Here is a 15,493-nt window from a genome sequence, read left to right on the forward strand (position 1 = left end):
TCGATGGTTAAAGGCATCATTACATAAGGAAAACAGGGCATGACCACAAGCACGAGTTATAAGAATAAAAATATTTCTGCAACTGAAGATGCTTTGGTTGACGCTTCAAAGCTTCTTTCCCGTCTTTGCAAGAGTCGTAAGGCAGCTATGAGGCTCCAGGAAATCATTAATTTGACTGGTAAGGTGGCGAGTCTTTCAAGGTCTTTGCAGTCACAAGACTCAGATCACGACGGACCAGATGGCTATGGTGACCCGAACCATTATTCTAAAATAAGCGAAGTGAAACGCAAAACTCATCTTGTCAGATAAAAACATCAGTCCATCAACAGCTAACAACCTACCTTTTCAGCGCCTCCTTGCTCTTCAGATTGCATTCAAATGCATGATGCTCACGTTTTCTTGCTTGAGAGCTTTTATTGCGACGGCAGGGTGTTTTAAACATTCTGCTTTGATGCTAATTCTTGACGAAGAAAATTGTACAATCAATGATTTGGTTAACGTTTAAAAATTATTTATTAAATACAACAAAAAACATGCAACATGTTATCAATATTACGCAAAATATAAAAATAAATTTGCCACTTTTATTATCCACGTTTTCATTTTCTTTGTCTAAGTCAGAAGTATCCTTTCTAGACACTATGTTAACTTCACCAATTTCAGGTAAATTTTTCCCACAGTACCGGCAAACTACAGCTTCTGGCTTGATAATTTCTGCGCAATATGGACATTTTTTCATACCATCAGCTAGAAGCTGATTTTCAGTAGGTTTCAATATAATTGCATGGAATATTGCAACAATGAACAGGCCAGATCCGTAAAACCACCACAAAAAAACATTACGTCCCTTACTAGAGGCAATAACAGCTGGAACAATTCCTATTATAATACTGATAAAAATAATGTGTGTTATTTCCACAAAAAAATCCTTTAAGAGAAATTAAACAGGTTGCTATGGTGACCAGAACCTTCCGGAAGAATTAGCAAGGTTTATTACAGAACGAATTTCATTCGATATTTTTTGACAGGAAAAAGCAACTCAGAACCAAGCTTATAAGCCCCTGGCTTTGCTTGTGAGTGCATCCGATTACATAATGTAGACATTCTCTTGCTTAATAGAGTTTAGCGTCAGGTGGCATTGCATCTGACACAACCGTAGAGACGCTGTGGCAACGCCAAATACACATGTAAAAAACATCGAGATTCAAGACAAAGTTCATGATAAGTGGCGGTAATGAACGCAGCGGAATTGCCGACCGAGTTCAGCGCCTTGTTATGCATTTTTTTGATCCGGCATTATAGCTTCTTTTATTATTCTATTTATTGACTGTTGTTTTTCTTTAATTTGACGGTCAATTTCTTTATGTTCGTCCAATAAATATTTGATGGTTTTTACTATTTTAGTTTGTTCAGTTATTTCTGGCAGTGGTACTCTAAAATTTAAAAGTTCAGAAGATGATACTTTAACCATAGTCTGATTTTTTCCCTTTGCGACATATTTAAAATACAATCTGCCAATGAAAGAATTGAAAAGGTATGCAATATATTCCTTGTTGACTCTTGATTCATCAAATTCAACCTTAATATATAAATCAGGATATATTACATCTTCCTCAACCTCTTCACAGACAATAGACGCTAGGCCAACTAAATCAACCGTATTACCTCTGCTGACAAAAAAGTCATCTTTTTGAATAAAAAAATCTTCAATATTATTACAATTTTGCTCAGTTGTTTTTGAAGGTTCAATTTTTAAAATGGCATTTGTAGTGATGTGCTCTTGACCCAAAACAGGGATGCCTTCACCGCCTTCCATAGATAACGGACTCCAGCCATTTTTGGTGGAATTGATGAAGTGACCCAGTGTCTCAATACAGTCAATTTCAGAATAAAGAATACTTTGAAGGTACTGCATTTTATTCCAACGTAGACTGCATCTCAAACCTGAGTTGTATTTGCTTATACTTCTAAAAGAGATTGGTAAAATGCTGGTGTTATCATTACTTAACATTTCATCAAGGTTAATTTTAAAATGAGTTGAAAACGCATTATTTATTATTTTTCTAGGTTCTTCCTTTAATTTAAGTAGACATTCTATTTCAGATTCTAGCTTCCAAATATCTCTCAAAAATTCCTTTTGTTCGGTTGGGCCGAAGAAAGGGATTTTTAAAAGCTTTAAATGGTCTGCGTTTAAGCCTGGTTGACCTTTTTTACGATATGCTAAATCTTTTATTTGAAATTGTACGTATTCACTTCTTATTAAGTAATAAAGAAATTTTTGCGAATACATCTCATTACTTCGGAAAATATAAACGTGTTCGTTTACCATTACTTCATTATGAGGTAAGTTGAAAAAATCGGACACCAATGTTAAGAAATCTATCTTACGGAGGTGTCAACATGACAAGAGGTTCTAATGGCCGCTATTCGAAGGAATTTCGCATTGAGGCCGTAAAAATGGTGGTTGAAGGAGGTGTCGCTGTCTATGAGGCATCGCGCCAGTTATCCCTGCCGAAATCCACCCTTGAGAATTGGGTAAGGGCGTTCAAGGCCGGAAAGCTCAGTAATATCGGTGGCAAAGGCCAACAGCGCCCGCTGACCGAAGTCGAGCTGGAACTTGACAGGGTTAAACGAGAACTGGCCCAGGTCAAGCAGGAGCGCGACATCCTAAAAAAAGCCGCCGCGTACTTTGCCAAGGAGTCGCTGCCCGGTACGCGGTAATAAATCAACTTCGACCTGAGTACTCTGTCCCTCTGCTCTGCCAGAGCCTGGAGGTTTCACCCAGTGGCTATTACACCTGGCTGAAGCGCCCGGACTCACCTCGGCAGAAGGAGGAGGCACGGCTCGCAATCGAAATCAAGGCGGCTCACAAAAGAAACCGGGAAACCTACGGTCCCGAACGATTACAAACCGATCTCGCCGAGCATGGCGTTCAGGTCGGGGTCCATCGGATCAAGCGAATCCGCAAGAAACACGGGATTCGTTGCAAGCAGGTGAAGAAGTTCAAGGCGACAACAAACTCCAACCATTCACTGCCTGTCGCCGAGAACCTTCTGGACCAAAACTTTGCTGTCGAAGCTCCCAACCAGGTCTGGGTAACTGACATTACTTACATCCCCACCGCCGAAGGCTGGCTGTATCTGGCCGGGCATAAAGACCTCTTCACCGGAGAGATCGTGGGATATGCGATGGGCGAAAGAATGACGAAGAATCTGGTGAGTCAATCCCTATTCCGTGCCGTGTCAGTCAAGCGCCCGGCGACCGGGTTGATCCATCATTCGGATCGGGGCAGCCAGTATTGCGCCTTGGAGTTTCAGAAACTACTGAAGCAGTTCAATATGCAGACTTCGATGAGCCGCCGAGGTAACTGCTACGACAACGCCCCCATTGAGAGTTTCTGGGGGACACTGAAAAACGAATTGGTCCACCATCGTCGTTACGCCACCCGGTGGGAAGCGATGCGAGAAATCACGGAGTACATCGAAATCTTCTACAATCGTCAAAGGCGCCAGAAGCGGCTGGGCTACCTGTCGCCTGCTGCCTACGAACAGGAATATTACAAAGAGCTAAGCGCAGCATAAGAACTTTGGTGTCCGCTATTGACGACCGACCTCATTAATCGGAAAATTGAAATTGACAAAACAGCATTTTCCAGTTAAAGCACCATCCTTGCAAACAAGGATATCATCTTGTTTTACCATTCCTTTTTCAGTCGTATTGTAAAACTCTAGTGGAACAAGAGGCATATTAGTTAGGTTTATTTTTCCGTCTTTTCCAATTTGTTCACCACCAAGACTCAATGCGACTTCTTCATCTTCGAAATAAACAATTCCACCCTTGGGCCTGCTGCCTGATTCAAATAATGACAGACAACCTAGAAGCTTGACCAGTTCTCTTGAGGTTTTTGGGGCATCTTTTGAAAAACAAAGACGGAGGTTAGCGTTACTAGAAAGTGATGAAAGTTTGACTGTTGCTTTTACTACTCCCATATTACTTCCTTTCTGATATTGTCTAATATGGTGAGTAATTTAGTAGAGCGAAGCACAATGTCATCACTTTTGTAGCGAGAAAGTACACCGCTTTTGAAATGGTTAATCAATTCGGAATCTGTTCTTTCTGAATATTCAGTTTTTAATTTGTCGCCGTCATAATAGGTTTCAAAAATTAAAGTGACTTGGTCTTTCTCTGCTTCTAGATTCTCAATTTTTCCAATTTGCTCTTTAATATCAGTTTCAAGGCTTTCGATTTTCTTTTTTTGTAGTTCAGTTTCCTTTGAAGCCATTTTATTTTCTAAGGCTTCAAGGACTTTCTTGCTCTCAGCCAAAAGGTCGTTTAAGATTTTCAGGTTTTTATCGTAAGAGGAAATGATGTCATTAGCATCTATTTGATAGGGTGCATATTCCAAATCGTACAAGTCGTTTGGCATTGGTTTTTCGCCACGTTTTGTTCTTTTGTAGCCGATATTTTCAGCCTCTGCCATAAAAATGTCATAGTCTAACTCTTTAGCTACTTCTCCAAAAACCCACCAAGCATTATAAAAACCAAAGACATTAGTTTCTCTCTCAAATTTTGAGATGTTGTCTATTTCATCCATGTATTTTATTAAAAACTCTTTTGGCGTTAACTTTTCATCTTCGGGCGTTAAATAATCTTTTAAAAAGCGATAAATATTGGCCTTGATATTCTCAAAGTTTTCTTTTTCAAGGTCATCAACTACATCTTTTGCCCACTTTTTATTAATCTTTTCTTCATTGACGAAATATTTCACATAGTCTGTAACCCGTGTTTTTAGAAAACTCCATTCTTTGCCGTGCTTGTCCCAAAGTGTGTTCCATTTCTCTACTTGCTGTTTGGTTTTCTTTTGAGCAAACAAAAGGCTAGTTTTGGTTGAAGTAAACGGCTCAAACGTAATCTGCGGAAGGCTTACGATTGCCTTTACATTAAAGTATTTGAAGAGAAACAGGCGGATATACTTATTTTCCGTGGTGTCAAAAACACTTTCGGGCAGAACAACACCTAAGCGACCACCTTCTTTCAAAAGTTGGTAATATCGTTCAATAAACAAGTTTTCGGAATTCCTTTTGTCTCCAAAAACGAATACATTTTTTACTTCTCGTTGAGTTTGTGTATCTAAATCAACGCTGAAGGGTGGATTACTGATAGCCACATCAAACTTTGCATTAACTTCTTTGTCGTTGTACAAAGTTTCAGGCGTGGCAGTTTCTAAAAAGTTGGGCGATGTTTCTTTTACATAAAAGCGAAATGGAAGCAATCCGTCTTTTACGAAAATATTGGTTGAGCCGTCACCATGTAAAATCATATTGACCTTTGAAGCCGTGCCTAAGTCAAAATTGATTTCAGAACCGTATAAATATTCTCTTGCCCATTTGTTCTCGGCATAATCAGGTGAAAAAAGCTCTTCAAATCGTTGTTTAATTTGTCGGCTTGATTTGAGTTTTTCTTTTTGTTTGTATTTCAATTCTTTGGTGATGAGTTTCATAGCCTCGACCAAATAAGTTCCACTTCCTGCCGAAGGATCAATAATCAAAGGTAATTCACGGTCATTATTAAGTCGGTCGATTGCCAAGCTGTCAAGTTGTAAAGCATAAAGTAAAAAATTTACAATTGGTGTTGGTGTAAAGAATTGACCTTTATTTTGTTTAAAACCATCTCTAGTGATAGTTTCAAAAAAGTCGCCAAGAATGTCTTTACCGTCTAATGAACTACGACCTTCTAAAAATGAAAAATTCTCCAACGCCTGTACAGTGTAAATCAGTTTGTTTAGAGGAAACTTGTTACGGTTGGTCACATTGTCATCATCAATTTTTTGCTGTTCCGATACATTGAGTTGATCTTTTAAAGCCCGTTTGTAAAGTTTGTTTATTCTGTCATAAACCTTTTCTGAACTTTCAACGTTATTACCATATTGATAAATCTGAAAATCATATTCCTCTTCGTCTTCTTTTTCGTATTCATCCTGGACTTTGGCAAGAATTATATTTACAAGGGAATAAAAAATTTCACTGTCGTTTGTTCCACCACCGCCCCAAAGCACGTTATGTAAGTTTCTTCCCAAACCTTCGATTTCTTCACGATTTATTTTGTTTCTTAAGTCGTGCTTTTCGTGCCCTTTGATTAATGGTTGTTTCTTAGGTTCTCCATAACCTGCGGTTAATTCTATGCCGATGGAGATGAACCCATCATTTTCCCAATCGCTGTAATTACGGTACTTTTCAAAATCAATAATGATTGCCTTGTCTAAAATTCCCTCGTCTTGCAAGTCGGCTGTGTAATAAACCAAATATCTAACTTTGGTTTTAAAATCTTTTTCTTCCGCTTGGGCTAACGAAAAAAGTTGCCCTTCAATTTCCGATTTGTCTTTCTCGAATTTGTCAGGTGCTTTGGCTTCAATAAAAAAGAATGGATTGCCTTCTTCGTCCTTAACGATGATGTCAATTCTTGGCGAGAGTTTTCCGTGTCCCGCTTTTACTGAATATTCCTTTTCAATTTCAATGTTGTCAGGTTTATAGTCGAGTTCGTTTACTAATCGGTCAACGAGAAATGCCCGCACAATTTCTTCGTCACCAGTCAATGACTTCAAAACTCTGTTTAGCTTTATTTTCTCGGAATATTGAACTGTCGCTTTGTCAGTGTTGATTTTGGCAACACGGTTTTTCTGATTTTGCAGCTTCTGCTCGATTAATTTTATCCATTCTTTCATTTTTTTTCCTATGCACCAATTTGTCCCGATGCTTAACTGGGTTATACGACGGACTAGATATTAAAATAATAAGTCGGCCGTCTTATTGATTTAAAAATCTAATGCCACTTAAAAGTTCCTTGCACCAATCGTTTTGCCCTTTTGCCTCACATGGTAAATTTTTAAATAGTTCGAACAAAATAATTTAAATTTTTAGATCGAGAGCCAGGGGTTGGCCACATGAATCATACGCTGCCCCCACCTAAAGTTCCACATGAAAGGCGTACAATTCGGAAGGGGTCATTAGGAACGCTTTCCTGAAAACTATCCAATAATATAGTCCCACATACCCTAGGTCAACATTTAACTACCGCTTCAATTGAGCAATGGGGATATAAGCGATACTGTAAGCTGTCCTTTATTTCTTCCAAAACCGGCTAATTCCCTACCTATTTTTTATTGACATTTTGAAATCGACACCTATTTACTGCTGCTATTCAAATGTCGATATCTGACAGTGCAGAACCTTTCCTGCGAGCCCCCCCCTGCCCTCCTGAGCGCATCCGACTACATCATTTAGACATTTTCTTGTGTGAACGCATTTTGATGCACGGGAGAATGATTTTGAGAAATTCCCTTAATAGCAGCCCACACATGATGCGGAAAAATGGCCTTAGTTACTGATGGCCAATCTCTCATTTTCAGTCCCTGTTAGCAAAAGCAATTTGCCTCACAACTATTACTAACACTTGACAAATAAACCCCAAGATCAGACCGTCCTATTAATGGGGGGATCTAAGGTTCACCCATTTAGGGCTCGGTCACACTCCCCCCGTGATCGGACCCTTTTTATTTTGCTTACTGAAGACTCAACGAAATAACCTTATATCCCGAGATAGTTATTAACTCGGCTCGCAAAACCATGGAGATTCCGGCTGAAATTATCTGTCAAATCTCTGTTAATTGAACTTAGCTGTGGCAATGGTATAGTTATGATTGTCTCATAACTAAATTTGCTATAACACCAATTGTAAATATTATCCAGAATATATCTTCCATATAGTAGCTCCTTATTGTAGTAATTATTGTTAAGTCTTAAACTGTTTGGCAACTCTCAATTTTTACAATATAATCTATCCCTTATTTCTTCAGGAGTTTGTAGATTGATTCCCTACTTATTTTCATATCCTTAGCTATTTTTGTTTTCATCTCCCCAGCCGACACTCGTCTATTAATCTCTGCGATCTGATCATCCGTTATGGATCTTTTGCGACCCACGCCCTTATACAAGCCTGCAGCCTTTCGTATAGCGATTCCTTCCATTTGCCTCGATTTAATCAATGACCTTTCAAACTCTGCAAACGACCCCATAAGGTTCAGCATTAGTTGAGAGTAATGATCAGCTTTGCCAGAAAAGGTAAGGTTCTCTTTTACGAATTTTACTTCAGTGCCTTTTTCAACCAACTCAGAGACAATCATTTTTAGATCGATTAAGTTTCTTGCCAAGCGATCCATTGAATGGACCACAACGGTGTCTCCTTTGTATGCGGTCTTAAGGAGTGCCATAAGCTCAGGTCGTTTCGTGTCCTTTCCACTGACCTTCTCCTCAAACACAACATCAAGCCTCATTCCTTCAAGCTGTCTCGCCGTATTCTGTTCAAACGATGAAACTCGCTTGTAGCCTATAGTCCTACCTCTCAGATCAACCATAATTTGCCTCCACTCTTAAGGTGTGTATAAACACTCTAAGACCGATATGGCAATTTGTCAATAAATGTTTAAATAAGCCCTTAATACACACAAAATCTGTCAGGCTAAAGTGTGCACTATCAGTATACCGTTAGCTGACACGGGAGGATTTCGCAAGACGACGGATTTGCACCGTCAAGGTCGGCGGGGAATTGAGCGCGTGGGAGTGAGGGGAATTAATGTGGGCGGCAAGCCCCCCCCTCGATTTACCTTAAACAAGATTAATAGTGCGAGAAGAGCATGTATTGACCGCAATTTTTCCCAAAAAAAATGAGCGTTGCAGACTGATATCACCCTGCAAGCACTAAGAATAGGTACAACTAGGGTACAACTATTTGAAGATTCAAAACAAAAAGGACCTACGAAATTAACCGTAAGTCCTTGTTTTTATTGGTGGAGCTGAGGAGGATCGAACTCCTGACCTACGCATTGCGAACGCGTCGCTCTCCCAGCTGAGCTACAGCCCCGAAATCGCCCCAACTCTAAACAACAGGCGAGGATTTGTCAACGGAAAGAAGGGTGCTTCCGGAAGGCGGGGAGATGCACGATGAAGACCGCCCCGTGTTCCCGGTTGAGAACCTCGATTTCCCCCTGATGCTGTTCGATGATGCGGTGGGAAATGGAGAGGCCGAGCCCCGTCCCTTCCTCCTTGGTGGTGAAAAAGGGGTTGAAAATATTGCGCAGCACCTGCGGGGGGATCCCGCCGCCGGTGTCCTCGATCTCGATGGCGGCCGCGGCGTCTCCCCGCAGGGAGGCCCGATAGGCCCGCACCGTCAGGGTGCCCCCCTCCTTCATCGCCTGCAGGGCGTTGGCGATGAAGTTGATCATCACCTGCCGCAGTTTCTGCTCGTCCCCCTGAACGGTGGGGAGATTCTCGGCGATTTCCACCACCAGCCGCACCGAGGTGTGCAGAAGGGCGTCCGTGACCAGCGCCAGCGCCTCCTCGATGACCTCGTCGAGACGGCACTCGCCGAAACAGAGGAGCTGCTTTTTCGAAAAGCCGAGAATATTGGAGAGCATGACCTCCATGCGCTGCACTTCCCGGGCGATGATGGCCGAATATTCCTGCACCTGGCTGCCGTCGGCGGCCTGCCGAACCAGACGCTGGGCAAATCCGCCGATGGAGACCAGGGGGTTCTTGAGCTCGTGGGCGACGGAGGCGGCCATCTCCCCGAGAACCGCCATCTTCTCCCCTTGAATCAGGCGCTCCTGGGTCTCGCGCAGATCGTGATGGGCCCCTTCGAGACGCTGCACCAGCATGGAATTTTCCACGGCGCCGCCGGCGTGACTGACGAAGAGTTCGAGAAAACGCCGCCGTGCCGGGGTGATCTCCTCCGCCGACGATTGATTGTCCACCACCAGAACACCCAGAGCCCGCTCCCGTCCCAGGAGCGGGGCGCAGAGGTAGGGTCCGAGCTGCAGGGCTTCGGCGAGGGCGGCTCCGGAGCCGTCCTCCCCCAGGGGATCGGCGACAAAGACCACCTGCCCGGTCAGAGCGGCCCGGGCCAGGGCGCTGTCGTTGAGGTCGAGAGGGAGCCGCTGTTTCACCACCCTGCGGCAGAATTGGGAGCGGCGCTGGACTTCGAGGACTTCCGGAGTGATTTCCGGCCGGTCCCAGATCCGCCCGCTCCCCTGCCGCGGCAGGACCAGTTCCGCGCCCTCACGGGTCACCCCGAGCAGCCCCTGCAGCACACCGCTGCGTTCGTTGACCATGAAGAGCATGGCGCGATCGAAGCCGCCCCCGTCGGGAACGGTTGCGGCCGAGAGAATCAGGTGCATCAGTTCGTTGAGACGCAGGGTGCTGTGCATCAGGCGGGAGATGCGGTAGAGAACGGAAATTTCGCGGAATTTGCGGTCGTTTTCGGCGGAGAGGGTCCGGAACTGGTCGAGGGCGGAGGCGCGCTCGTGTTTTTCCCGGGAATGGTGATGGAGGCGGGCCAGGGTGCCGAGAAGCTGGCAGACGGCGGCCACCAGTTCGCGGTCCTGCGTCCCCAGGGGGTTTCCTTCCGCCGAGCGCAGGGAAAGAACGCCATAGTTGTGGCCGGGGTCGAAGACGGGGTACCAGGCGTTGAGGCCGCGGATGACCGGGTGCCGCAGACGCAACGCCTCGGCCTCGGTGCTGCGTCCGGGGCGGCGGGCACAGGGTGAAAAGATCTGGGGGCCCGTGGCGGTGGCGACCTGGTCGAATTCGTCCTCCCCGGGGCCGAGAAGCCACAGGGCCGTTTCCTCGAGCTTGAGGGAGGACGCCAGCAGGGCGAGGGAGTCGCGGATGGAGCGGGGGTAATCCGTCAGGCCGCAATTGGCCAGACGCAGGAACTGCTGCAGCAACCCCCAACGATCCTCTTCCATCCCCCCTCGCTCGGTGGCGGACCCGGCCACGCGGATCAGCCGATCTTTTCCTGGCGCTCCTGTTCGGTCTTGCACTCGATGCACAGGGTGGTCACCGGGCGGGCGCGCAGGCGGGCCTCGCTGATCTCCTCCTCGCAGCTTTCGCAGATGCCGAAGGCTCCCTCGTCGATGCGCTCGATCGCCTCACGGATCTTCATGATCAACTTGCGCTCGCGATCGCGAATCCGCAGTTCGAAGTTCCGGTCCGACTCCAGAGAAGCCCGGTCGGTGGGATCGGGAAAATTGGTCTTTTCGTCGGTCATCTCGGAAACGGTCTTTCCGGCCTCCCGCACCAGCTCATCGAGCTGCGACTGCAAAACTTTTCGGAATTCCTCTGCCTTTTCTTTTTTCATGGCTACTCCCTCGCCTCAACAGTTGCAGAAATTAACGCAAGTTAAATGATGTCGGGTATCAAGTCAACCGAAATGGCCCCTTGCCTACAGTCTCCCGCCGAGTTGGATATACAGGATCAGTGCCAACAGGGCCACCCCCAGCCAGCAGGAAATCACGTCGGTGCTCTTGACCGGCGGCGCCGCCGCCATGGCCCTTGTTTCCTCGCTCACCGCCCCTTGCGGAACTCTCGCCAGCAGGGTGGCGACCAGGGCGGGAAAAGAGGCGTAGGCGTTGGAAATGATCAAAAAATCGTCGCCGGCTGAGAGGGTGAGAAAGGCCCGCTTGCGAACCTGAATCGTCTCCACCGCGGTGATCTCCGAAAAACGGAATTCCTTTTTGCGCAGCAGTTTGAAAACGGTCAAGGCCCGGTCGTCGAAGAGGACCCGGCGAAAGGCGCTTTCGAGAAAGAGGACGGCGACGGGGAGGATGATCACCCCGAGGATGATGATCTTCCCCTTCGGTTCCCCGTTGACCACGCAGAGGACGAGGAGAGCGAGGCACTGCAGGAGGAGGAGTCCGAGAGGGATGAGAAAAGCCTTGCGGATGGCAAATGTTTTCATGTCAGTCCTGCTCATCGTACGTTTGAGCCTGCCGGGTGAACCGGCAGGTAGTTTAACAGAACCCCCTCCCCATGCAACCGGGGGGATCATTTGGGGCCGAGTCGGCTACTCGTCCCGCCGGTAGGGGCCGCTCTTCCCCCCCTGTTTCTCCATGAGGCGGATCTGTCCAAGGACCATCCCCTTGTCGACGGCCTTGCACATGTCGTAAATGGTCAGGGCGGCCACCGAAATGGCGGTGAGCGCTTCCATCTCCACCCCTGTCTGTCCGCCGACCTTGACGGTGGCCTCGATCTCCACCCGCCCCTCCCCGGGGAAGGGAAAGAACTCCACGGCCACGGACGTCAGGAGCAGGGGGTGGCAGAGGGGGATCAGTTCGGAGGTTTTCTTGGCCGCCATGATTCCGGCGATGCGGGCGATGCCGAAGACATCCCCCTTCTCGACGCCGCGATCGAGGATCCGCGCCAGGGTCCCCTCCTGCATGCGGACCTCGCCGCGGGCGACGGCGACGCGGCGCGTCGGCGCCTTTTGGCCGACCTCGACCATGATCGCCTTGCCGTCCTCGTCAAAATGGGTCAGTCGTTCGGACATATGGATTTACTCCTATAAACAGATTAGGTGCCGATCTCCACCCAAGAAAAGATTTCAACGCTGAGACGCTGAGAGGCAGAGACGGAGGGAAGAAGAATAACAATCGGAGGAGAGGTCAGAATTGGGCCCTTCTCCGGCGCTCCTTTCTCCGCGCCTCTCCGTTGAAATACCTTATTCTCAATCAAACAGGCCGTTCAGGGCCTCCTCGGCGCTGCGCACGCCGATCAGGGCCATCCCCCTGGGGGCGTCGATATTTTTCAGGTTCCCCGCCGGCAGCAGGCAACGGTCGAAGCCGAGACGGGCCGCCTCCGAGATGCGCAGTTCGGGCCGGGAGACGGCCCGCACCTCGCCGGTCAGACCGACCTCGCCGAAGAGGATGGTGCGCGGCGGAATCGCCCTGTTGAGATGGCTCGAAGCCAGGGCCGCCATCACCCCGAGATCCACCGCCGGTTCGTCGAGACGCACGCCGCCGGCGACGTTGAGAAAGATGTCCTGGGCCAGCAGGGAGAGGCCGACCTTTTTTTCCAGCACCGCCACCAGCAGGGAGACCCGGTTGTGGTCGATCCCCATGGTGGTGCGCCGCGGCGTGCCGTAGGCCGAACCGGAGACGAGGGCCTGCAGCTCCACCAGAATCGGTCGGCTCCCTTCGAGGGACGGGACGACGGCGCTGCCGGCGGCCCCCTCGGGGCGCTCGGCGAGAAAGAGCTCGGAAGGGTTGGAGACCTCGGCGAGTCCCGACTCCTTCATCTCGAAGACGCCGATCTCATTGGTGGAGCCGAAGCGGTTCTTCACTGCCCGCAGGATGCGGTAGGGGTGGCCGGCATCCCCTTCGAAATAGAGAACGGTGTCGACCATGTGTTCGAGCATCCGCGGCCCGGCGATGGACCCGTCCTTGGTGACGTGGCCGACGAGAAAGGTGGGGATGCCGTCGACCTTGGCGACCCGCATCAGCCGGCTGGCGCACTCGCGCACCTGGCTGACGCTTCCGGGGGCCGACTCGAGAGCGTTGGTGAAGATCGTCTGAATGGAGTCGATGACGAGAAAGGAGGGGCGCAGCTCCTTCACCCGCTCGAGAATCGCCTCGAGGGAGGTCTCGGCCAGAAGAAAGAGATCCTCCGCGGCGACGCCGAGGCGCTGGCCGCGCAGCTTGACCTGGCGGGTCGACTCCTCGGCGGTGACATAGAGGGCCGGACCGACGCCGGCCAGCCGGGCGATGCTCTGCAGCAGCAACGTCGACTTGCCGATGCCGGGATCGCCGCCGATCAGTGTCAGCGAGCCGGGGACCACCCCGCCGCCGAGGACCCGGTCGAATTCGCGGATGCCGCAGCGGATGCGGTCCTCCTCGGTGATCGTCACTTCCGAGAGGCGGCAGGGGACGGCAGCCGCAGCCAGGGCCGCGGCGCGCCCCTTCCCCTTGACCACGGCAACCGTCTCCTCGGTCAGGGTGTTCCACTGATTGCAGTCGGGGCATTTCCCCATCCACTTGGGGCTCTGGTGGCCGCACTGCTGGCAGGTATAGACGGTTTTCTGGCGCACGGTGAACCCCCGAAAAATGAAGGGCTTATTCTAAGCCCTCCGCCGGGGGGTGTCAACGTCGATCGCCCCGCCGCACCCCTTCCCGGCGGGGAGGAAGGGATTGCAGCCTTGCAACGCGGAACCAGACCCGGTATCATGGGAAAGCTGACCGAAGGAGTATGGATTTTGACGACCATCAATCTCAGATACGGGAACACCTCCTTTCCCTGCCGTTGGCCCGGCGCCCGGGTTCTTTCCGTCGTCCCCCCCTCCCCGGCGCTGGCAAGAGAGGCCCTGATCCATGCCGCGCTCGATGCCCCCTGGGGATCGCCCCCTCTGGAAGAGATCGTGCGCCCCGGGGAAACGGTGACGATCGTCACCTCGGACATCACCCGCTACACGGGGAGCGAGCACTACCTGCCGATCCTGGTGGAGCGCCTTGAGGGGTGCGGGGTGGACGAAGGCGACATCACAATCCTCATCGCTCTCGGCATCCACCGCAAGCAGAGCCAGAGCGAGCACCGCAAGATCCTCGGCCCTCTCTACGGCCGCATCCGCGTCTGCGACCACGAATGCGACAATCCGGCGCGACTGGTGACCATCGGACGGACGACCGGGGGGATCCCCGTCACCGTCAACCGCCTGGTCGCCGAAGCGGACCGGGTGATCGTCACCGGGACCGCAGGCTTTCATTACTTCGCCGGGTTCGGCGGCGGCCGCAAGGGACTCGTTCCCGGAGTGGCGTCGCGGGAAACCTGCATGGCCACCCACTTCTCCGTTTTCCTTCCGGCATCCGTCGGCGGGCGGCACCCCCGGGCGACCACGGGCGTCCTGGCGGGAAACCCCGTCCACGAAGGGCTCCTCGAAGCGGCGCGGATGATCGCCCCCGATTTTCTTCTCAACACCGTCCTCACCCCGGAGAAGGAGATCCTCCAAGTCTTCTGCGGCGACCTCGAATCGGCTCATCTGGCCGCCTGCGCCAAGGTCCGCGACCTCTATGCCGTCCCCCTCGACGCGGCGGCCGATCTGGCCATCGTCTCCTGCGGAGGAGATCCCAAGGACATCAATTTCATCCAGGCGCACAAGGCCCTCGACTACGGAGTGCGGGCGCTGCGCCCCGGCGGCACCCTCGTTCTCCTGGCCGCCTGCCCCGACGGCTTCGGCAATCCGACTTTTTTCGACTGGTTCCGTCATCAGGATCTCCCCTCCTTCGAAGCCGCCCTGCGCCAGGGGTACGAGATCAACGGCCAGACCGCCTACGCGACGCTGGCCAAGGCCCGGGCCTTCCGCGTCATCCTGGTCAGCGAACTCGGGGAGGTGGAGACCGGCGCCATGGGGATGGAAAAGGCTGCCGACCTCGATGAGGCCCTGGCTCTGGCCCGGGAGGGACGGCCGCAAACCTGCGTGATCATCCCCGACGGCGGGACTGTGGTGCCGATGATCATCGCGCCCTGAAAACTTTGCAAAAACCAAATATTGCCGCCAAGACACCAAGTTGAAAACCTGAATCCAGGTCTGTTTTTTTTCGTGCCTTGGTGCCTTGGTGGCCATCTCATGCCTTTTGGGCTACTTCGATCCGGTGAAAGGGATTATTACCACT

13 protein-coding genes and 1 tRNA gene are annotated in these 15,493 nt (G+C 50.0%); 3 read left to right on the forward strand and 11 right to left on the reverse strand.

Annotated elements, in window-relative coordinates:
- Nucleotides 1–39 precede the first annotated feature (39 nt).
- Nucleotides 40–309, forward strand: coding sequence for a hypothetical protein (locus DSOUD_RS18605; protein ID WP_157671901.1), 270 nt, complete (start codon nucleotides 40–42; stop codon nucleotides 307–309).
- A 199-nt stretch (nucleotides 310–508) separates the two neighbouring features.
- Here the strand turns inward: DSOUD_RS18605 and DSOUD_RS18070 are convergent, their stop codons facing one another.
- Both DSOUD_RS18070 and DSOUD_RS18075 read right to left on the reverse strand, forming a co-directional pair.
- On the reverse strand, nucleotides 509–919 hold the full coding sequence (locus DSOUD_RS18070; RefSeq protein ID WP_198300329.1) for a zinc ribbon domain-containing protein: 411 nt from the start codon (nucleotides 917–919) through the stop codon (nucleotides 509–511).
- Nucleotides 920–1,273: 354 nt separating this feature from the next.
- On the reverse strand, nucleotides 1,274–2,290 hold the full coding sequence (locus tag DSOUD_RS18075) for a restriction endonuclease subunit S (RefSeq protein ID WP_157671902.1): 1,017 nt from the start codon (nucleotides 2,288–2,290) through the stop codon (nucleotides 1,274–1,276).
- A 110-nt stretch (nucleotides 2,291–2,400) separates the two neighbouring features.
- Between DSOUD_RS18075 and DSOUD_RS18080 the strand changes: the two genes are divergently transcribed.
- Nucleotides 2,401–3,581, forward strand: a protein-coding gene (locus DSOUD_RS18080) for an IS3 family transposase (RefSeq protein WP_423739487.1) whose coding sequence is annotated in 2 segments (ribosomal slippage) — nucleotides 2,401–2,677 and nucleotides 2,677–3,581 — 1,182 coding nt in all. Because the reading frame shifts where the segments join, the coding sequence is not laid out codon by codon here.
- Between the two features lie 15 nt (nucleotides 3,582–3,596).
- On the opposite strand, the gene DSOUD_RS18610 is transcribed toward DSOUD_RS18080, so the two are convergent.
- The 9 genes from DSOUD_RS18610 to radA form a co-directional block, all read right to left on the reverse strand.
- A complete protein-coding gene (locus DSOUD_RS18610; protein WP_157671903.1) occupies nucleotides 3,597–3,989 on the reverse strand; it encodes a restriction endonuclease subunit S domain-containing protein in 393 nt (130 codons plus the stop codon).
- On the reverse strand, nucleotides 3,980–6,721 hold the full coding sequence (locus DSOUD_RS16380; RefSeq protein ID WP_053552017.1) for a type I restriction-modification system subunit M: 2,742 nt from the start codon (nucleotides 6,719–6,721) through the stop codon (nucleotides 3,980–3,982). Before DSOUD_RS16380 ends, DSOUD_RS18610 begins: the two co-directional genes overlap by 10 nt.
- Before the next feature lie 1,119 nt (nucleotides 6,722–7,840).
- Nucleotides 7,841–8,401 (reverse strand): recombinase family protein, encoded by a 561-nt coding sequence (locus DSOUD_RS16385; protein WP_053552432.1) that lies wholly within the window; start codon nucleotides 8,399–8,401, stop codon nucleotides 7,841–7,843.
- A gap of 439 nt (nucleotides 8,402–8,840) precedes the next feature.
- Nucleotides 8,841–8,916 (reverse strand) — tRNA-Ala (locus DSOUD_RS16390).
- Between the two features lie 37 nt (nucleotides 8,917–8,953).
- On the reverse strand, nucleotides 8,954–10,798 hold the full coding sequence (locus DSOUD_RS16395; protein WP_157671904.1) for a sensor histidine kinase: 1,845 nt from the start codon (nucleotides 10,796–10,798) through the stop codon (nucleotides 8,954–8,956).
- Nucleotides 10,799–10,833: 35 nt separating this feature from the next.
- Nucleotides 10,834–11,190: an RNA polymerase-binding protein DksA gene (gene dksA, locus DSOUD_RS16400; RefSeq protein WP_053552019.1), complete on the reverse strand. Its 357-nt coding sequence runs from the start codon at nucleotides 11,188–11,190 to the stop codon at nucleotides 10,834–10,836.
- An 84-nt stretch (nucleotides 11,191–11,274) separates the two neighbouring features.
- Complete coding sequence (locus DSOUD_RS16405) at nucleotides 11,275–11,790, reverse strand: hypothetical protein (protein ID WP_053552020.1); 516 nt, start codon at nucleotides 11,788–11,790, stop codon at nucleotides 11,275–11,277.
- 105 nt (nucleotides 11,791–11,895) lie between these two features.
- Nucleotides 11,896–12,378 (reverse strand): cyclic pyranopterin monophosphate synthase MoaC, encoded by a 483-nt coding sequence (gene moaC / locus DSOUD_RS16410; RefSeq protein WP_053552021.1) that lies wholly within the window; start codon nucleotides 12,376–12,378, stop codon nucleotides 11,896–11,898.
- A 177-nt stretch (nucleotides 12,379–12,555) separates the two neighbouring features.
- On the reverse strand, nucleotides 12,556–13,914 hold the full coding sequence (radA, locus tag DSOUD_RS16415; RefSeq protein ID WP_053552022.1) for a DNA repair protein RadA: 1,359 nt from the start codon (nucleotides 13,912–13,914) through the stop codon (nucleotides 12,556–12,558).
- A gap of 165 nt (nucleotides 13,915–14,079) precedes the next feature.
- Between radA and DSOUD_RS16420 the strand changes: the two genes are divergently transcribed.
- A complete protein-coding gene (locus DSOUD_RS16420) occupies nucleotides 14,080–15,348 on the forward strand; it encodes a nickel-dependent lactate racemase family protein (protein ID WP_232426463.1) in 1,269 nt (422 codons plus the stop codon).
- The last annotated feature ends 145 nt before the right edge of the window (nucleotides 15,349–15,493 follow it).

Origin of the sequence: Desulfuromonas soudanensis, from assembly GCF_001278055.1 — a bacterium.
Taxonomy (GTDB): Bacteria; Desulfobacterota; Desulfuromonadia; order Desulfuromonadales; family WTL; genus Deferrimonas; species Deferrimonas soudanensis.